Genomic DNA, 17901 nt, shown 5'->3' with positions numbered 1-17901 from the left:
CAAACTATCGAAAAAGGGAATTTTTTATTGCCTTGTGGCTTGCGCAAACTAAAAAATAGAACAATTGGCCCTTTGTCCTCTGTGACTCCGTGAAAATGCGGAGACTTGCTTTACAAAAAAGATGAAGTAACGGGATCAAGTGGGTCGCTGTCGGCTGAAAGTGTGCCAAGACAAAACTGAAAAATATGACTTTTTTTATATAGAATAGGGTTGATCTCGACCTAAGGTTCTCGCAGTTTTGGTTAAAATCATTCGCCGTAAGTTTATTGGCCATGCGCCGACCTATGATATTGGACTCAGTCAAGACCATAATTTCTTATTGGGTCAGGGTCTTATTGCGGCTAACTGTTTTAATAAATCCCACTCAACGGCCTATGCCTACGTCACCTACCAGACTGCTTACCTGAAGGCAAACTATCCCGTTGAATACATGACGGCACTGCTCAGTGCCAGCAGTGGAAATAAAGATAAAGTCCGCAAGTACCGGGAAAATGCCGAGCGCATGGGTATCCTGGTCTTGCCACCGGATATTAACGAGTCAGACCTGGATTTTAAGCCCGTAGGTCAAGGGATTCGTTTTGGTTTGTCAGCGGTTCAAAACCTTGGTGAAAATGCGATCAATGCCATTTTAGCGGCCCGGAAAGCGGGGCCTTTTTTAAGTTTGTCTGACCTCTGTTCTCAGTTAGATTTGCGTGTTGTGAACCGCCGCGCCCTAGAAACTTTAATTACCTGTGGTGGACTGGATTCACTCCATGATAATCGCCAGGCAATGCTGAAGGGTCTGGATTTAATGATGGATTGGGCACAGTTGAAAGCGAAAGAAAAGGCCAGTGGTCAAACGAATTTATTTGAAAGTCTGGGAGATACGGCAGCGGCATTTGATGAAGCCCCTGTGTTGCCCAAGGTGGCTGATTTAACCTTAGAAGAAAAGCTCCGGCAAGAAAAAGAATTGCTGGGATTTTATGTTTCTGAGCATCCTTTAGAAAAGCTGCGGTCAACGATTTCGCCGATTTTATCACCCATTAGCCTTACGGCGATCGCCAACCACATCAATAAAAAAGTCAGCGCCGTGGCGATTCTCACGGACATGCGCAAGATTTTTACGAAGGCCAACAATGAACCTATGGCCTTTATTCAATTAGAAGATATTTCGGGTCAAGTAGAAGGGATTGTCTTTCCCCGCACTTATCAGAAAGTTGAGCAACTCTTACAGCTTGATAGCCGTGTCATTGTGTGGGGCAAAGTGCAACAGAAAGAGGATCGAACGCAACTGATTGTGGACGATCTCGAACCCATTGAAGAGGTGCGAATGTTGATGATTCGCCTCTCTCCGAGTGAGCTTCATCACACCCAAAGTCAGCAACGACTGAAGCAAATTTTGTCACAGCAGGCTGGGGATAAGAAGAAGCGGGGGCGGATCCCGGTGATCGTGATCGTTGGGAGGGGCGGCGATCGCACCTTTATTCGCCTTGGGCAAGACTATTGGGTCGAGGACGATCACCAGGCCCTCTTGGCACTCCGACAGGGGGGCTTCCATGTCTACCGCGAAAACCTGATTCCCCAGGCCCAAGCGAGCTAACCATTACTTCTACTTTTTAAAAGAAACCCATAAAACCCATAAATCCTATGTCTTACACTTACGAATATCCAAAACCGAGCGTTACCGTTGACTGTGTTGTTTTCGGCCTCGACGCCACCCATACTCTGAAAATGATGCTGATTCAGCGGGGCGTTGAACCCTTTAAAGGGGAATGGGCCTTACCGGGGGGGTTTGTACGCCTTGATGAATCCCTCGAAGAAGCGGCCATGCGCGAACTCCGGGAAGAAACGGGCGTCGAAAAAATATTTCTAGAGCAGCTTTACACCTTTGGGGCTCCGGATCGTGACCCCCGCGATCGGGTGATTACCGTGGCCTACTATGCTTTGATTAACCTAGAGGATCACCCAATTCATGCCCAAACGGATGCCGATGCTGTGGCTTGGTTCTCGCTGGATGAACTGCCCAATGTCGCTTTTGATCACCAGCAAATCATTGATGTGGCGACCCAACGGCTCCAGGGTAAACTCCGCTATGAACCCATTGGCTTTGAGCTGCTGCCCCGCAAATTTACCTTGACCCAACTCCAAAAACTCTACGAGCAGATTTTAGGAACCCAGTTAGATAAACGGAACTTCCGGCGCAAAATCCTTAAAATGGATCTCCTGATTAAATTAGATGAGTTGCAAACTGGGGTCGCCCACCGTGCGGCACGGCTTTACTCCTTTGATGAGGCTAAATATCAACGGCTCAAGGAAGCTGGCTTTAATTTCGAGCTTTAAGGCAGGTTTGGAGATCGTTCAGTTTGTCAGAGTCGCATCATTTTGAAGGCGATCGCCAAAAGTAGATGGAACCCATCGAGGAAAAACGCGATCCGAGTCTCTGGTATCGGCTTTACTGCGCAGGCTTAATGCTGGGCCAGGTGCTATGGCGTCTCCTGCGTGGGAAACTCCGGCGTGACCAGATCACGGAACAAATGCTAACGGCGGGACCGAAGGCGTTGGTGCCAGTGCTGCTGGTCGCTTTTTTTGGGGGCATGATCTTCACGATCCAAACTGCAAGGGAACTCACCACCTTTGGGGCCGAAAGTTTTGTCGGGGGGGCGTTTGCGATCGCCTTTTGTCGAGAACTGGCCCCGATTTTGACCGCGAGCATTATTGCAGGCCAGGTGGGGTCGGCCTTTGCGGCGGAATTAGGCTCGATGAAAATTACCGAACAGATCGATGCTCTGTATATGCTCCGGTCTAATCCCGTTGATTATTTGGTGATGCCCCGGGTGGTGGCCTGCTGTTTGATGTTGCCGATTTTAACGGTCTTTGCCTTGGTGGTGGGGGTGATCGGGGGTACCGGAGCCGCCTATCAGTTCTATGATCTTGCCCCCATTAATTTTTTAACGTCTGTACAAACTTTTCTCCAGCCCCGAGACCTGATTAATGTCGGCGTCAAAGGGATTCTGTTTGGTCTGTTGGTAGGGATTATCGGCTGTAGTTGGGGGCTGACCACCGTCGGCAGTACGCAGCAGGTGGGCCGCTCTGCCACCTCAGCGGTGGTGACGACTTGGATCGGTATTTTTATGTTGGATTTCTTTTTATCGCTCCTGTTGTTTCACCAATCTCCCCTAGGTTAAAGGAGTCCGCAAAGATTTACTCAGCCTGAGGTCAGGGGGATATGTTATTTTCCAAGGAGATTCTTTTATTCCGAGTGCTACATGTTACTGAGCGATGATCTGTTGTTGAATTTTAAGCGGTGTGAACGTCGGGCTTTTTTAGACCTGTATGGCGATCGCACTGAGCAGACATCGGAAAAAGATTTTCTCCAAAAATTACGCAAGGAAAACCAGCGCCAAATTCAGGAATATCTGGGTCAACGCCCCTACCACGAACCCGCCGCCGCCGATTGGGAAACCTGTGCTGCCGAAACAGAAGCACTGATGGCCGCAGGGGTCGAATGCATTTATCGGGGGGTCTTACTGTATCACTTTGACCAATGGCCCGATACACCCATTGAACAGTTAACCCTGGTGGGAAAACCCACGGTTCTCTTGCGACAGCCAGGCCCTTCTCGCTGGGGCAAGTGGCATTATCGACCGATCAGCGTCAAATTAGGCCAAAAACCAAAGCCAGAATACAAGCTGGTGGCGATGTTCCACACTTTTCTATTAGAGGCCATCCAAGGGCGATCGCCCCGCTTAACCCAACTCATTTTGCGGGCTCGCCGTCCCCACCGCGTTGACGTAGACCTCTGGGCCGACAAACTCCAGGAGACGATCACCGACTGCATTAACCTCCTATTACCCGAATTAGAGCCAGAAGTCTTTATTTCCCGGCAACGCTGTCACCTCTGCTCTTGGCACAACCATTGCTATGCGATCGCCCAAGCGGATAACCATTTATCCCTCGTGCCCGGCGTCACCCCCAACCGCTACGAATCCCTCCAGGGCATCGGCGTCAATACCCTCGAATCCCTCGCCCAAACCTCCCCCAAACATCTGGGCCAACACCTAGGCGCCGATATCGCCATGCAACTCCAACAACAGGCGCGGGCGATCGTCCACCAAGAAGTCGTCTGGCGCATCAATCGTCCCAACAAAACCCAGCCCATTCCCCAGGGAAGCGTCGAACTTTTTTTTGATATCGAAGCAGAACCCGACCGCAACGTTGATTATCTCCTGGGGGTGTATCTGGTCGATCACCAAAACCAAAGGGAAAAGTTTTACGGTTTTGTGGCAGAAACTTTAGAGGAAGAAGGCAAAATTTGGCAAGAATTTGTGGAATTTGTCACGCAATTTCCCGAAGCACCGATTTTTCATTTTTCCCCCTATGAACGGGACACCCTCAATCGCCTGGGGAAAAAATACGGCACACCGCCCCAGCAACTCCAAAAAATTGTGGGTCGCCTAATGGATATTCACCAATGGGTGACAAAATATCTCGTGTTTCCCGTAGAAAGTTATTCCCTCAAGGCCCTGGCCAATTGCCTCGGTTACCAATGGCGCGAACAGGGGGTCAGCGGCGATCAAACCGTATGCTGGTATGACCAATGGTTAGAAACGGGCGATCGCCAATTATTAGAGGCCATTGTCCGCTACAACGAAGATGATTGTCGGGCAACCCATCACCTCAAACAATGGATCACCAGCTTCCTAGAATCCCAGCAAAAAACCATGGTTTTACGTTGATCCCGTGGGCTACAGTAAACCGCGATAGCGAATAAACATTAAAATCGCCGCCCAGGAACCCAGGGCAACCTTGACCGCCACGATGATATTGAGGATCGTGATCCAACCACCACTAAATAACGTGCCAAATTCACCGTGGGGGAGCTGGAAGCCCATCAGAGACAATGCTGCTAAGAGAAAAAAGACCAGTACCGAAATTTTTTCGAGAATCGCCGCATTCCACTTTTTATAAATGGCATCCATCCATTGAGGCGAAGAGACGATCGCCACCAAACCAATGGCCGTCCCCCCCGCAACACCAGCGGCAAAACCACCCCCAGGGCTGAGGTGTCCCCGAATGGCCAGTTCAATCCCAATCAGGGCCGCAATGGTCGCCCCCAACCGCGCCAGGACAATGGAAGGGGAATCGGTAAATTGCTTAACTTCCTTCGAGGGGTGTTCGTCGGCCAGTAAAAAACGCACGCCCATGATCGCCAGGGTGAAAACCATCACTTCAAAGCCGGTGTCGTAGAGGCGATTGCGCAAAATAATCCCCGATACGGCATTGGGTACCCCCGCTTCGGCGGCCACCACTTCGGCGATCGCCCCAATCTCCCCTTCCATCGCAAAATTCGGGAAGACGAGCATTTTCACAAATAAAGAAATACCAAAGGCAAGGTAAACCCACTTCATGATTGATGATTCTCCATAAGGGATTGCGGCGACGACGGCCCAACGACTTCAGGGGTAGGCTGTGGCTCTAGCAGTTGCAGTTCGATCACATCCGTCAGGGCTGAGGTTTTAAAGATTTCATAGAGCCGTGGTACACGGGTTTTCAGGACATGAAGGTGCCCATCGCCATCCACCTGCAAAATACAGTGCACATTTTTCTGCGCCAGGGCTTGACCCAGGGCTTGGGTATCTTCAAATACCACGGGTTCCAGGCGTAAATGATATTTGCCCAGTACCTGCTTGAGCAGAGGATTAATTTTTTGGATGAGATTAACGGTATCTGTGCCAGTGGCCAAAACCCCTAAACGCATACTCATCGAAGAACGCACGGCCACCGCATAGAGGGTAATGGACAGCATCGTCCCCACCAAGGCTTCGGTTAAAGCCACATCCGCCGCCCCGAACATTGCATAAAGGAGCGCGGCGATCGCCCCCAGGATTCCCCGAATCACCAACGCATAGTAAGGATTTTTTTGGGCGACTAATAATCCCCCCGTCACGGGCAATAACAAGGCGATCGCCCCCACAAACCAGTCAAAATTAGATCCGTTCATCACCGCCTCCACGACTCGAACAATAGGCCAGCACATACCCCAGTACCGTGTTCCAAATAGCGAGGGCAATAATTGCCAAAATCAGCAGGGGCCATTCCCTAGGAATTTTTAGCAGTAGCCCCGCCATAATCGCCATCGAACCCAAGGTGTCAGAGACCGACAGAGTATGCAATTTAAACAACACAGAACGATTACCCAGCAGGGGAGCCGTGCCCCAAAACCAAAAGATCACCCCCACAATGATGCAGCCGTAGCTGAGGATATTGATCAAAGTGCTCATGGTAAATTCACCCGCCTCAAAATGTGAGCTAGTAGCATTAACGCCGCATTGCCGACGCACAAAATTAGGACACCGACAACCCCGACCGTCCAGTCATCCCGCAGCACCGAAATCACCAAAATCATCACCGAGGTCTTACTGGCAATGCTGGCGAAGGCCAGGAGCTTTTGCCAAATATCTTGATCCTGTATTGCTTCATAAATTGGCAGCAGTAACGCGCCGATCATCGCCCCAAAAATCCAGGTCATTTGAGTTTCCTCCTTTGCACACGGTGAACTTCGTACCAACCGTCTTTGTGATAATGCAGCACAATTGTTTTCGGGGTAAAGGTAATCAGAAAAATATCGAGAAAAATTAAGCCTGGAGTCCGATTTGGCTTCACCCGCTCCATGGTGACGGTTTCATAGAGATGGGGGCGAAAAATCATTTCAAAGGCTTCAAAATAGGCCTGGGGAATCGCAATGATAATTTCCCAAAACACATGGAGCCAATCTTTGATCTGAGCCGCATCAAAGCGTTTACCGGGCATCAAGATCGCAATAATCACGCCGATGAGAATATTGGCGGCACTCAGGTCTGCCGTGAGCAGAAACCAGATCATTAAAATCAGAAAAATATCGAGAATGCCGATCATAGGGTCACCATCCAAAATAATCCAGTTAAGACAACGCTCATGCCGCCGATCAGCTGCTCAAATTCTTCAAAGATCCGGGGCAGCTTGAATTCGAGACGTTTCATAATCAGCCAGTACAACACCCAGCCAAGGGCAATTTTGATCAAGGCCTTGGGGATATTAGAAAATTCATAGGCTTCGAGATAAAAACCATTGCCGAGGATGACACCGCTTAATAAAAAGGCGATCGCCCCCCAAAAGGTCACACTTTTTGCAGTAAATTTCGTCGCGGCATCATGGGGAATAAACAAGAATTTGGCGAAGGCCAGGGCTGTCCCCACGGCGGCAATATTCAGACCCATTTCCTGCCAGGGCGCAATATTTTTAAGCAGTAGGGCCTTTGAGCTGAAGCCAACCAGTAACGGCATCCCGACCATCGACAGGCAGGCGATCGCCAAGGGCAGCCACAGACTGCTCGCGATTTTAGTTTGGCGCAGTTCCTGAAAATTGCGGGTGGGCAATTGCCCCGCCATCAAAAATAAAGAAGATTTCACTAAACCATGGGAGAGGGCCGCCAAACCCGCCACCGCCGGTGCTGAGAGCAACAACCCTAATTTTGAGATGGTGCTAAAGGCCAGTAAACGTTTGGCATCGGTTTCGAGAATGGCAAAGGTAATTCCCAACAGAGCAGTGGCCAGCCCGAATAGTCTCAGCCACAGATCCAGGTCTGGCACCAAAATGCCGCAGCGCAGGAGAGGGAAAATACCCGCTTTAACCACGACACCGGACAACATCGCCGATACGGGGGTTTCTGCTTCGGAGTGGGTTAAGGGCAACCAGAGTCCCGAAATAAAGACGCCTCCCTTGGTGAGTAGGCCTAGGAAAATTAGGGCGATCGCCTCGCTGGGGGCTTCGGCCAGACCCGCAAAAGCGAAGGATTTTGTTGCTTGGTAAACTAGCACCGCCCCAATGAGATAGAACAGCATCGCCGTATTGCTGAGGAATAAATACCTGAGACCAATCCAAATGGAACGATCGGTGCGCTGGTAGGTCATCAACAAAAAAGCCACAATGCTAATGGCCTCCAGGGCAACATAGAGGCTAATCAGATCGGCGCAGACAAAAACAGCATTGAGGGCCCCGTGCAAAACCACCAACTGGGTAAAGAAAAAAGCACTTTTGTTACTTTTCCAGCAGTACACCGTCACGGCGATCGCCACCGCCGCATTGGTCAAAATAAAATAGCCGCTCTGGTCATCCACCAGCAGATCTACCCCATACATTCCCAGGAGCTTGAGGCTGTAGGGTTCCGGCTGAAAAATTTGGACAAAACCAAAGATTAACGAACAAACAGAAACGAAAATCGCCAGATAACGATCAATTTTGGGCAGTAAATAAATACTAAAGCCCACCACAAAGGGAAAAATTACCCAGCCAATGGTCAATTCATTCATGGTTATCTCCTCCCTAAACTAACGACCACTGAGAGTTGTCCTAAGCTAACACCAGCCAAAACAAACCCGTCAACACAAGACTCATCACCCCCACCAGATGTTCAAATTGCTCCACGACCCGGGGCAGCTTGACCGTAATCCGCTGGAAAATTAGCCCATAGGCCAGCCAACCGATGCCGATGGTGACTAACGCCTTGAGGATATTACTGGGTTGATAAGCTTCCAGGTAAAAACTATTGGTCACAAACAACCCCCCCAGGAGCAGCACAATCGCGCCATAAAAATTCGGCAAAATTTTGAGGCTGGGGTCTGTTTTTTTCGGGAGAAAAATGAATTTCGCAAAGGAAATCGCTGTCCCCACCGCCGCCACATTGAGGGCAAGGCTTTGCCAAGGCAGGATATTTTTCATCGTCAGAATTTTAGAACTGTAGCCCGCCAAAAAGGGCAAGCCAGAGATCGAAGCACAGGCTAACACCAAGACCCACCAGTAGGCCCGGGGAATCGACTGTTCGCGCAAAACCTTAAAATTGCGACTGGATAACTGTCCCGCCGTGAGAAAGAGAGCACCTTTAACGAGGCCATGGGTGAGGGCATAAAACCCCCCCACCGCTGGCGCAGCCAACACAAAACCCAATTGGGAAACGGTGTGAAAAGCCAACATTCGTTTTGTATCTTTCTCAAAAACCGCATAGCCAACCCCCAACAGAGCCGTACCCACACCGAATAATCGCACCACAGGATCAAGCTCTGGCACTAATAGGGCGCAGCGGGCCAGGGGAAAAACGCCAGCTTTAACCACAACCCCTGATAAAAGGGCAGATACGGGGGTTTCTGATTCTCCATGGGTGAGGGGGAGCCACAGACCAGAGACAAAAATGCCCCCCTTGGTCAGTAAGCCTAAAAAGATTAAGGCGATCGCCTCCTTGGGGGCCACCGCCAAACCCGAAAAAGCAAAGGAATTACTCGCTTGGTAGACCAATACCGCACCAATGAGATAAAACAACATCGCGGTATTGCTAATGAAGAGATAGCGCAGGCCGACCCAAAGGGAGCGATCGCTCCGGGAATAGGTGATTAATAAAAATGCAGCAATCCCAATGCACTCTAGGGCGACATACAGACTGATCAGATCGGCACAGCAAAATGTTGCATTCACGGCCCCATGGAGGATCACCAGTTGGGTGTAGAAAAACGGTGATTTCTGTTTGTCAAAACAATAAAGAAGTACAGCCCCCGTCACCAGCCCATTCATCAAAATGAAATAGCCGCTCAGTTCATCGAACATCAGGGTGACGCCGAAGCTATCCAAGAGTTCTAGGGTAAAAGGCTCTAGACTCCAAAGCAGACCGATACTATAGACCACCGATAGAGCGGCGATCGCCAAAGCAAAGTAACGGTTCCAGCGGGGCAAGAGATAAATACTGAACCCCACAACAAACGGCAACAAAATCCAAATAATTGTGATGTCGTCGATCATGGCGTGTGGCTTTTCTCGATTTCGCTGGTTTCTAAGGTCGGATTATCCCGTGACAACTTCATCACGCCCACGAGCATCAAGGCCTGAATCGAAAAGCCAATCACAATTGCCGTCAAAATAACCGCTTGGGGCACCGGATCGGCATAGGTGATCGCCCCCTGGTCAGCATCCACAATGGGGGCAAAAATTCCCCCCCGGGCTGCCACGAGAATGTAATACGCGATCACCCCCGTACTCATCACATCCATCGCCAGGATTTTCATAATCAGATTTTTTTTGAAAATGATGCCGAAAAACCCAATGAAGATTACTGCAAACACACAGGCTTCGAGCATAGACATCGACATGGCTGAATTCCCTCCGTCCGAGTGGGGGATGTCCCTGACGACAATCCCCCATTAATGATTTCCTACACCGACAAACTTTTCTCAAGGGCTTCCCGGTCGGCAGGCACATCCGGATCCTGGGGCTTATTTAAAACAGCCTGGAGGAGCGGCGGTGCCAAGAAAGTGGTCAAGATCACCATCACAATGATCGCTGCTTCTAGGGGCTTATCTAACACACCACTGGCAGAACCAATGCCCGCAAAAACGAGGCCCACTTCTCCCCGGGGAATCATCCCAAAACCAATGGCCAAGCGATTCACCCCCGGTTGACCAAAGACGGCCCAGCCCGTGATTACCTTCCCGACAATCGCCACAACGATGAGGAACGCAGCAATCACTAATCCGGCGCGGTTGGCAGACTCAAAGGGGTTCAGAACACCAAGGTCTGCTTTTGCTCCCACGGTTACAAAAAAGATCGGCACTAAAAAGTCGGCAATGGGCATCACCTGACGGTCTAACTCTTTACGGAGATCCGTTTCATCCAACACGAGACCCGCCGCGAAGGCCCCTAAAATGGCTTCTAAATGGATGAGGTTCGCAATAATCGCCATCACCAACGCAAAGGCAAAGGCCGGAATCAACAGCGCGCCCCGGGTTTTTAGTTTGGCGGCGATCGCCTCAAAACCTTGGTTAAAGAATTTACCGAGCAGAATCGAACCCAACAGAAAAGCACTGGCCCCAATAATCAGATAGACCACATTCAGGAGATCCACTTCCCCGGTCTTGGCCAAACTCGCGACGACCGCTAGAACAATAATCCCCAGCACATCGTCAATCACCGCCGCACCAACGATAATTTTGCCTTCGGTGGACTTTAGCTGACCCAAGTCCGACAGCACCTTAGAGGTAATGCCAATACTCGTGGCCGTGAGGGCGGCCCCCGCAAAAATAGCAGGGATAATCGGCGTATGGAACAACGTCACTAGGCCTACCGTCCCCAAGAGGAAAGGTGCCACCACCCCGACAATCGCGACCACCGCAGCCTGGGAACCCACTTTACTCAGCTCCCGGAGATCTGACTCCAGGCCAATCTCAAATAACAGCACAATGACCCCAAGCTCTGCCAATACCGAGATCACTTCGCTTTGGCTGGCAAAAATATGCTCAAGGGCAGTGCCATCTAAACCACCAAGCTGCTGCAAAAACAGCATTAAACTTGAGTCGGCCGCCGTGGCCCCTGTTTCCGGAAAGACAATGAGGTGGAGCGCCGAGACCCCAACTAGAACACCTCCGACCAGTTCCCCTAATACAGGGGGTAAGCCGACCCGTTTGGAGAGTTCTCCCCCCAACTTACTCATGGCATAGATCACGACCAGGGTCATTAAAACGCCGGTTAAAACAAATGAACCATAGTCAGCTTCCGGGGTTGTCGCCAGGGACAGGGAAGGAACGAAATCCGTCAATCCTGGCAGACTACCAGAAAAGATTGTGGGACTTAGCATAGAATTTTTGCCTCAAACGTTGTGGTAAAAAGCGATCGCAAATATTGCAGGGATGGGACAAAAGTGAAAAGGGATAGGTTGCATCGAACCCGGAGAGGGCTATCTGCCGACCATACCGCACTAAGATAAGCCGGAAGGTTAGACCAAGATAGCCAGGAACCCACCGCAGATCAGGGCCTTAACCCATCTCTGAACTAGGAGCCGTCACACCATCCGCCAAATGGGGATAGATTCCGAGCACGGCATTCTTGAGGGCTTCTTCCCGCGACATTAAACATTTATCGGGGGGAACCCGCTTAAAGAGCTTGAGTTTTTCCAGACGGCGACGGGTTTGGCCCGCAGCACCGACGATATAAACCTGGCGTTCTTTGTCGAGGGCCTCTTCAATGGCATTTTCTAAGGCTAGGGAAGCGGTCACTCCCATGTGGGGTACTTCACCGATATCAAAGACGAGAGCGTCACAGTCACCCATCGCATTGTGTTCCCTGGCGATCGCCTTTGCGACCCCAAAGATCATCGGCCCACTGAGTTGGAACAAAAGAACGCGGCCTTGACCTTCATCCAACCAGCGTTTTTCGGTGGTAGTCAGGCGGATATTATCGTCAGCATCACTGACCGTTTGGACTTTTTCGGACTGGAGATTACTCATCCGTTCGATGGTGAGCACATTAGCCACAAAGACACCCACACCCACGGCAACAATCAAGTCAACTAAGACCGTCAACAAAATGACGCCGTACATAATAAAGGCACCTTTGGGGGAGATTTCGTGGGCCCGTTTCAGGAAACTCCAGTCAATAATGTCAACCCCGACCTTGAAGGCAATCCCCGCTAACACAGCCAGGGGAATGGTTGCCGTCAAACTCGCAGCCCCCAGGATCACAACCAACAGGACAAAGGCCCGCACCAATCCAGACAGTGCAGATCGACCACCGGACTGGATATTCACCACAGTCCCCATGGTGGCCCCAGCCCCGGCAATCCCGCCAAACAAGCCGGAAAAGAGGTTCCCTAGACCCTGACCAATTAATTCTTTGTTGGAATTATGTTCTGTCCGGGTCAAGCTATCGGCAACGACCGAAGTCAAGAGGGCATCGATACAACCGAGCATCCCTAGCACTGCCGCATCGAGAATCATCCTCTGGAATTCCCCTGCACTGAAGCTCGGTCTTACCAGCTCTGGGAACCCGGCTCGAATTTCACCGATGCGACGGAGATCGCTTACTTCTGGCGGGAAAACAAAAAAGGCGATTACCGTTCCCAAGACAAGGGCGACCAATTGGGGCGGGATTACCTTTTTAAACTTCTCTGGCATAAACCAGATGATCGCCACGGTGCCTAAAGCTAAGGCTGTTTCGCCCGGTTGAATATTACTCAGCAGTGTGGGTAAATTTTGGAGCGTGCCGATGACGCCGCCCCCCGGACTCGCCTGTCCCAGGAAGGGCGCTAACTGCAAAATGACCAGGATAATCCCGATCCCTGACATGAAGCCAGAAATCACGGTGTAGGGCATCATGGTGACGTATTTGCCGAGTTTGAGGGAGCCAAAAATAATTTGGAAAATCCCCGCCATCATCACGACGGTAAAGGCGATCGCCAAACCTTCTTCTGGAGTAGCGGCGCTGGCTGTGAAATGGGCAATCACAGCGGTCATAACCACCGTCATCGGCCCTGTGGGTTCAGAAATGAGGGTGGGGGTTCCCCCAAAGAGGGCGGCAAAGAAGCCCACAAGCACAGCACCCCAGAGACCGGCCTCGGCCCCGGCACCGGATGCCACCCCGAAGGCGAGGGCCATGGGCAACGCAATGACCGCCGCCGTTAGCCCGCCAAAAATATCGCCGCGGATATTCCTAAAGTGAATTTTGTTGGTTATCTGCATGGTTACGCATTTTTCAGATCAGTGATGAGCAAAGCACTTAAACAAACCATAAAGGATTCGTTGCTTAGCCTGTTGGGTGTGAGTTAAGTTGTCAGTGCAACAGGAGCATAGTTTAATATCTATGAAAATTTTATTTTGTATTGATTAACATCTAACCATAGCCCCCTACCAATTGTCTCCATTGGGAAAACTATCTTTTTGATGAATTGAATAAGTTTTTTTTATCTAAAACATAGGTGGCGATCGCCTATGGCCGGACGCAATCGGGAGATTTCTAGGCTTCAAGTTACAATGGCAAGATTCTGTGGGGCGTCTAAGGAAAGAAGATGTTATGAAAATTTTTTGGTCAAGTCTAACCATTGCCACCCTGGGAGCCAGCGCAAGTTTGGTCAGTCAACCGGGCCTCGCCCAGGTACTCCAACCGACCACAAATCCAGGGGCGATCACCTTACCGGATTACGGTCTGTGGCAAAACCAAGAACGCCAAAAGTTACTTAACGCCATTGACCATAGCCTGCGCTACATCGATACCAATACTGCCCAAGCGGATTATGCAGCGGTACAAGTCCCCGGCTTCAGTCGGGAAAAGGTGCGGCGATCGCTAGTGCGCTTTCGGCAGTTGGTGCAACAATATCCCGACCCCCGACAATTACACCAAGCGATCCAGCGGGAATTTGTCTTCTATCGGTCTGTGGGTAAAGATGGCACGGGCCAGGTGGACTTTACCGCTTACTTTGAACCAGCCTACGTTGCCAGCCCCGTTAAAACTAACGAATTTCAATATCCCCTCTATCGTCAGCCCCCCGGTTTTAAAACTTGGTCGCAACCCCACCCCGGTCGTGTAGCCTTAGAAGGCCGTGATGGTATTCCCTCCAGCAATAGTCCTTTGCGGGGACATGAATTGGTTTGGCTAAAAAGTCGCCTCGAAGCCTATCTAATTCAGGTGCAAGGTTCCGCCCGGTTGCAACTGACCGATGGCCGCACCATGACCATTGGTTTTGATGGCAGTACCGATTATGAATATGTCAGCTTGGGCAAGGAGTTGATTAATGAAGGGATTTTTCAGCCAGAAGAATTGAGCCTCCCTAAATTAATTGACTATTTTGAGGCGAATCCCACAGAACTCAGTAATTACATTCCCCGCAATAATCGCTTTATCTTTTTCCGGGAAACCTTCGGGTCGCCGCCCATCGGTAGTATCGGGGTTCCCGTCTTAGCAGAGCGGTCGATCGCCACCGACAAAAGCATTTTTCCCCCAGGGGCGATCGCCTTTATTGCGACCCAACTCCCCTACCAGCGGGCCAATGGAGACTGGTTAAAACTCCCCGTCAGTCGTTATGTCCTCGATCAAGACACAGGCAGCGCGATCAAAGGGGCTGGCCGGGTTGATATTTTCCTCGGTACTGGGCCAAACACCCAAACCCGCGCCGGTCTCGTCAACGATCCGGGTAATCTTTACTATCTCCTCCTCAAGGATTAAGCCTCGCCCAATTTCTCGATCAAAAATCCCCCTAAATTTTTTCATCTAGGGGGACTGAATCTTAAGGTTCAAAAGCGTGTTAAATATCAACAACGGCCTTAGTTGGCGTCTGGAAATCGGCACATTCTTTGAGCAGGGCATAATCTAGCTCACTAGGAACATTGATCGGTTGGAAACCCGCCGGAACCATCTGCAACGTCGGGCGATCGCCACCAGCGGCGACAAACCCCTTAGCCACATAATCCAGTTGGTAATCGTAGGCCACCTGTTCGTAGGGATCGAGGACGGCTAAATCTAACTTACCGTTGTTAATCGCGCCCGAAAAGCAAGCATATTCCGAATTCACTTGGTAAAAGACCCCTTGCACCCGGTTGTTGTCATTCACCTGGAGCACCATGTAGTCCTGGCCTAATTGTTGGGCAACGGGAGAAGTTCCATAAACGAAAACGGCACTTTGCTGCTGGGCAATCAAGCGGGTATTTAGGGATGCAAAAAAGTTTTCACTCCGACTCAGGGCACGGTGTTCGAGGGTTGCTCCCTGGGCTAAATTTGGGGTGATCGCCGTCAGGCCTAAACCCAGCAGCAGCGCCACTGGCCGCGCCACGAAATGCCCTGCGAATTTTCTTAACTTTTGCCACACCATATTGCGCTCCCTAAATCTCTATCAACTGCCAAAAATCTCGATTATGTCCCGAAAAATTCCCCAATTTTTGGATTACTGGCAAAAAATTTTTCTGTGACTTTATTTGATTTCCTTATCTCTGACTGTAACGTAAATCGAAACCCTAATGGAAGGGGAAAAAAGCCTTTCTTCTCATAAGTTTACGATGTGATTTTTTGCTCACAAAAAAAGACCCGGCCGGGTCAAGAAATGTAAATATTCCCTGGGATTTAGATTGAATATTTTGAGCAGTAACCGTTAAGCTCGCCACCAGGAGAGTGATATTGAAGGCTTAATTTTGGAGGGCGCGGCGGATTTGTTGCATCAGTTGTGGCGCGGCAACGGCCCCTTCGATGCGGGAAACTAATTGTCCTTTGTTGTAGAGCACGAGGGTGGGATAGGCATGGACACCGTGGTGGGAGGCAAGGGCCGGATAGCGATCGCCGTCTACTTTGACGATTTGAATTTCATTGGCCATTTGGGGACTGATTTCTTCGAGGGTTTTGCCCATAATTTGGCAGGGGCCACACCAGGTTGCATAAAAATCGACTAAAACAGGCTTTTCAGCGGCCTGTAACATTGCTTCAAAACTGGAAAATTGTTTTTTGACAGCCATGGAAAATAGCTCCGAAACGAGATTGCGAGGGGAATTGTTGCGATCGCACGACCCTAACTCCTATGATAACCCAGTCATCAAAACGCAAAGACTTTTGGAGAGATAGGCAATGGAGCTTTTACCCGCCGCGCAACAACGTCTGAAGGATCAAGTGGCCATCGTCACCGGGGCGTCTCGGGGGATTGGTAAAGCCACGGCGATCGCCCTCGCCACAGAAGGTGCAAAGGTGGTGATCAACTACGCCCGTTCCAGTGCTGCCGCCGAGGCATTGGTCGCGGAAATTCAGGCCGCCGGAGGCGAGGCGATCGCCCTTCAAGCCGATGTGTCCCAGGAAGATCAAGTCAACGATCTCGTCGAAAAAACCCTCGCCCAATGGGGCCAAATTGATATCCTCGTCAACAACGCCGGGATCACAAAAGATACCCTACTGATGCGCATGAAGCTCGATGCCTGGCAAGCTGTCATTGACCTCAACCTCACGGGCGTCTTTCTCTGCACCAAAGCCGTCACTAAACCGATGATGAAAAAACGCCGGGGCCGGATTATTAACATCGCCTCTGTGGCCGGACTAATGGGAAACCCCGGTCAAGCCAACTACAGCGCCGCCAAAGCGGGAGTGATTGGTTTTACGAAGACTGTCGCTAAGGAACTGGCCAGTCGAAATATCGTGGTTAATGCCGTGGCCCCTGGTTTTATTACCACTGACATGACCGAAGGCCTCGAAGCCGATGAAATTCTCAAGTACATTCCCCTGGGCCGCTATGGTCAACCGGAAGAAATTGCCGGAATGATTCGTTTCCTCGCCGCTGATCCAGCCGCTGCTTACATTACAGGTCAAACGTTTAATGTGGATGGTGGGATGGTGATGCACTAAAGCGATCGCCTATTTTTTCTGGAAGATGCCCCAATGTTCGTCTCCCTGCCGACTCGGCACAGAATTTTGAATCGGATCGAGGGCAAGAATCTTAAATTGTGGGGAAAACAACTGAATTACTTCCTGGGGGGGTTGTGCCAAAGGGCGGGCCTCCCGTTTTGTTGTGGGTGTAGAAAATACCGTAGAGTTTGGCCTCTGGTTTAAGAATTGTGGCCGCCAAGCTAACGTAATCGGGACGCTGCTCTGGGGCGATCGCACAGAAACAGGTATGCTCGAACAGATAATCAAAGTGACTTTTATGACTTTTTTTGAGATCAAAAATATTTTCTTCGAGTAAAGTAAGGGTAACACCATGATCTTGACTTAAGGCTTTCGCGGCGGCGATCGCCGCTGGGGCAAAATCAACCCCCGTTACTGAGAACCCCTGTTTTGCTAAAAACACAGCATCATGGCCCTGGCCACAACCCAAAACCCCCCATTCCCCTTGGGGTAATGGCGCTGTCTTTGCGAAAAAATCCTGGAGCGGTGGCGCTGCTTGGCCGAGATCCCAGCGATGTTGAGCCGTTTGATATTTTTCTTCCCAAAAATTTTTTTCCCGAACCATTACCATTGCCCAACCTTAAAGCTTAGTTGCAAAGCATCCATGAGTTTATTTAATCAGTATTACACTAATTTCCAGAGGCTTTCTTATCAAACTTTTCAAATTGATTGCCGTTTAAGGATCAGCAATCCCCCATCATTTCTCGTCTGATTTTTCTT

The 17901-nt window shown here is 50.3% G+C and carries 19 protein-coding genes; 6 read left to right on the top strand and 13 right to left on the bottom strand.

Features of this window, described 5'->3' with window-relative positions; translation table 11 throughout:
• The first annotated feature begins 238 nt into the window (after positions 1–238).
• The 4 genes from AWQ22_RS11985 to AWQ22_RS11970 all read left to right on the top strand — a co-directional run bounded on the left by AWQ22_RS11985 (position 239) and on the right by AWQ22_RS11970 (position 4715).
• Positions 239–1579: an OB-fold nucleic acid binding domain-containing protein gene (locus AWQ22_RS11985; RefSeq protein WP_065711230.1), complete on the top strand. Its 1341-nt coding sequence runs from the start codon at positions 239–241 to the stop codon at positions 1577–1579.
• Between the two features lie 47 nt (positions 1580–1626).
• Positions 1627–2319: an NrtR DNA-binding winged helix domain-containing protein gene (locus AWQ22_RS11980; RefSeq protein ID WP_012307979.1), complete on the top strand. Its 693-nt coding sequence runs from the start codon at positions 1627–1629 to the stop codon at positions 2317–2319.
• 65 nt (positions 2320–2384) lie between these two features.
• A complete protein-coding gene (locus AWQ22_RS11975; protein WP_012307978.1) occupies positions 2385–3164 on the top strand; it encodes an ABC transporter permease in 780 nt (259 codons plus the stop codon).
• A gap of 81 nt (positions 3165–3245) precedes the next feature.
• The gene (locus AWQ22_RS11970; RefSeq protein ID WP_065711229.1) at positions 3246–4715 is read left to right on the top strand and encodes a TM0106 family RecB-like putative nuclease; all 1470 of its coding nucleotides are present in this window, start codon (positions 3246–3248) and stop codon (positions 4713–4715) included.
• Between the two features lie 9 nt (positions 4716–4724).
• Here the strand turns inward: AWQ22_RS11970 and AWQ22_RS11965 are convergent, their stop codons facing one another.
• The 10 genes from AWQ22_RS11965 to AWQ22_RS11920 all read right to left on the bottom strand — a co-directional run bounded on the left by AWQ22_RS11965 (position 4725) and on the right by AWQ22_RS11920 (position 13511).
• Positions 4725–5387 (bottom strand): Na(+)/H(+) antiporter subunit B, encoded by a 663-nt coding sequence (locus AWQ22_RS11965; protein WP_012307976.1) that lies wholly within the window; start codon positions 5385–5387, stop codon positions 4725–4727.
• Complete coding sequence (locus AWQ22_RS11960) at positions 5384–5980, bottom strand: DUF4040 domain-containing protein (RefSeq protein WP_012307975.1); 597 nt, start codon at positions 5978–5980, stop codon at positions 5384–5386. The genes AWQ22_RS11965 and AWQ22_RS11960 overlap by 4 nt, the downstream gene beginning before the upstream one ends.
• Positions 5967–6251, bottom strand: coding sequence for a monovalent cation/H(+) antiporter subunit G (locus AWQ22_RS11955; RefSeq protein WP_041443973.1), 285 nt, complete (start codon positions 6249–6251; stop codon positions 5967–5969). The genes AWQ22_RS11960 and AWQ22_RS11955 overlap by 14 nt, the downstream gene beginning before the upstream one ends.
• A gap of 5 nt (positions 6252–6256) precedes the next feature.
• Positions 6257–6508, bottom strand: a complete 252-nt coding sequence (locus AWQ22_RS11950) for a hypothetical protein (RefSeq protein WP_012307973.1) — start codon at positions 6506–6508, stop codon at positions 6257–6259.
• On the bottom strand, positions 6505–6894 hold the full coding sequence (locus AWQ22_RS11945) for a cation:proton antiporter (protein ID WP_030006875.1): 390 nt from the start codon (positions 6892–6894) through the stop codon (positions 6505–6507). Before AWQ22_RS11945 ends, AWQ22_RS11950 begins: the two co-directional genes overlap by 4 nt.
• A complete protein-coding gene (locus AWQ22_RS11940) occupies positions 6891–8327 on the bottom strand; it encodes a cation:proton antiporter (RefSeq protein ID WP_065711228.1) in 1437 nt (478 codons plus the stop codon). Before AWQ22_RS11940 ends, AWQ22_RS11945 begins: the two co-directional genes overlap by 4 nt.
• A 40-nt stretch (positions 8328–8367) precedes the next feature.
• Entirely contained in the window at positions 8368–9801 is a 1434-nt protein-coding gene (locus tag AWQ22_RS11935) for a cation:proton antiporter (RefSeq protein WP_065711718.1), read from the bottom strand.
• Entirely contained in the window at positions 9801–10151 is a 351-nt protein-coding gene (locus AWQ22_RS11930; RefSeq protein ID WP_315862417.1) for a cation:proton antiporter subunit C, read from the bottom strand. Before AWQ22_RS11930 ends, AWQ22_RS11935 begins: the two co-directional genes overlap by 1 nt.
• Before the next feature lie 62 nt (positions 10152–10213).
• The gene (locus AWQ22_RS11925; RefSeq protein ID WP_012307968.1) at positions 10214–11632 is read right to left on the bottom strand and encodes a cation:proton antiporter; all 1419 of its coding nucleotides are present in this window, start codon (positions 11630–11632) and stop codon (positions 10214–10216) included.
• Positions 11633–11810: 178 nt separating this feature from the next.
• The gene (locus AWQ22_RS11920; protein ID WP_065711226.1) at positions 11811–13511 is read right to left on the bottom strand and encodes a SulP family inorganic anion transporter; all 1701 of its coding nucleotides are present in this window, start codon (positions 13509–13511) and stop codon (positions 11811–11813) included.
• Positions 13512–13842: 331 nt separating this feature from the next.
• On the opposite strand from AWQ22_RS11920, the gene AWQ22_RS11915 reads away from it, so the two are divergent.
• Complete coding sequence (locus tag AWQ22_RS11915; protein ID WP_065711225.1) at positions 13843–14991, top strand: murein transglycosylase A; 1149 nt, start codon at positions 13843–13845, stop codon at positions 14989–14991.
• Between the two features lie 79 nt (positions 14992–15070).
• Here AWQ22_RS11915 and AWQ22_RS11910 read toward each other — a convergent pair whose 3' ends face one another.
• Both AWQ22_RS11910 and AWQ22_RS11905 read right to left on the bottom strand, forming a co-directional pair.
• Complete coding sequence (locus AWQ22_RS11910; RefSeq protein ID WP_065711224.1) at positions 15071–15634, bottom strand: hypothetical protein; 564 nt, start codon at positions 15632–15634, stop codon at positions 15071–15073.
• A gap of 310 nt (positions 15635–15944) precedes the next feature.
• Positions 15945–16268: a co-chaperone YbbN gene (locus tag AWQ22_RS11905; protein WP_012307964.1), complete on the bottom strand. Its 324-nt coding sequence runs from the start codon at positions 16266–16268 to the stop codon at positions 15945–15947.
• A gap of 109 nt (positions 16269–16377) precedes the next feature.
• Between AWQ22_RS11905 and fabG the strand changes: the two genes are divergently transcribed.
• Complete coding sequence (gene fabG, locus AWQ22_RS11900; RefSeq protein WP_065711223.1) at positions 16378–17142, top strand: 3-oxoacyl-[acyl-carrier-protein] reductase; 765 nt, start codon at positions 16378–16380, stop codon at positions 17140–17142.
• A gap of 91 nt (positions 17143–17233) precedes the next feature.
• Here the strand turns inward: fabG and AWQ22_RS11895 are convergent, their stop codons facing one another.
• The gene (locus AWQ22_RS11895) at positions 17234–17752 is read right to left on the bottom strand and encodes a methyltransferase domain-containing protein (protein WP_232321365.1); all 519 of its coding nucleotides are present in this window, start codon (positions 17750–17752) and stop codon (positions 17234–17236) included.
• Positions 17753–17901 lie beyond the last annotated feature (149 nt).

Origin of the sequence: Picosynechococcus sp. PCC 7117, from assembly GCF_001693275.1 — a bacterium.
Taxonomy (GTDB): Bacteria; Cyanobacteriota; Cyanobacteriia; order Cyanobacteriales; family MRBY01; genus MRBY01.
The sequence above is the reverse complement of the archived record's forward strand: the minus strand, read 5'-3'. Positions and strand labels throughout refer to the sequence as shown.

Excerpts from the sequence above, each read along its gene's own strand:
- AWQ22_RS11980 (WP_012307979.1), top strand. The coding sequence starts at position 1,627 with ATGTCTTACACTTACGAATATCCAAAACCGAGCGTTACCGTTGACTGT.
- AWQ22_RS11975 (WP_012307978.1), top strand. The coding sequence starts at position 2,385 with ATGGAACCCATCGAGGAAAAACGCGATCCGAGTCTCTGGTATCGGCTT.
- AWQ22_RS11970 (WP_065711229.1), top strand. The coding sequence starts at position 3,246 with ATGTTACTGAGCGATGATCTGTTGTTGAATTTTAAGCGGTGTGAACGT.
- AWQ22_RS11965 (WP_012307976.1), bottom strand. The coding sequence starts at position 5,387 with ATGAAGTGGGTTTACCTTGCCTTTGGTATTTCTTTATTTGTGAAAATG.
- AWQ22_RS11960 (WP_012307975.1), bottom strand. The coding sequence starts at position 5,980 with ATGAACGGATCTAATTTTGACTGGTTTGTGGGGGCGATCGCCTTGTTA.
- AWQ22_RS11950 (WP_012307973.1), bottom strand. The coding sequence starts at position 6,508 with ATGACCTGGATTTTTGGGGCGATGATCGGCGCGTTACTGCTGCCAATT.
- AWQ22_RS11945 (WP_030006875.1), bottom strand. The coding sequence starts at position 6,894 with ATGATCGGCATTCTCGATATTTTTCTGATTTTAATGATCTGGTTTCTG.
- AWQ22_RS11940 (WP_065711228.1), bottom strand. The coding sequence starts at position 8,327 with ATGAATGAATTGACCATTGGCTGGGTAATTTTTCCCTTTGTGGTGGGC.
- AWQ22_RS11930 (WP_315862417.1), bottom strand. The coding sequence starts at position 10,151 with ATGTCGATGTCTATGCTCGAAGCCTGTGTGTTTGCAGTAATCTTCATT.
- AWQ22_RS11925 (WP_012307968.1), bottom strand. The coding sequence starts at position 11,632 with ATGCTAAGTCCCACAATCTTTTCTGGTAGTCTGCCAGGATTGACGGAT.
- AWQ22_RS11920 (WP_065711226.1), bottom strand. The coding sequence starts at position 13,511 with ATGCAGATAACCAACAAAATTCACTTTAGGAATATCCGCGGCGATATT.
- AWQ22_RS11915 (WP_065711225.1), top strand. The coding sequence starts at position 13,843 with ATGAAAATTTTTTGGTCAAGTCTAACCATTGCCACCCTGGGAGCCAGC.
- AWQ22_RS11910 (WP_065711224.1), bottom strand. The coding sequence starts at position 15,634 with ATGGTGTGGCAAAAGTTAAGAAAATTCGCAGGGCATTTCGTGGCGCGG.
- AWQ22_RS11905 (WP_012307964.1), bottom strand. The coding sequence starts at position 16,268 with ATGGCTGTCAAAAAACAATTTTCCAGTTTTGAAGCAATGTTACAGGCC.
- fabG (WP_065711223.1), top strand. The coding sequence starts at position 16,378 with ATGGAGCTTTTACCCGCCGCGCAACAACGTCTGAAGGATCAAGTGGCC.
- AWQ22_RS11895 (WP_232321365.1), bottom strand. The coding sequence starts at position 17,752 with ATGGTAATGGTTCGGGAAAAAAATTTTTGGGAAGAAAAATATCAAACG.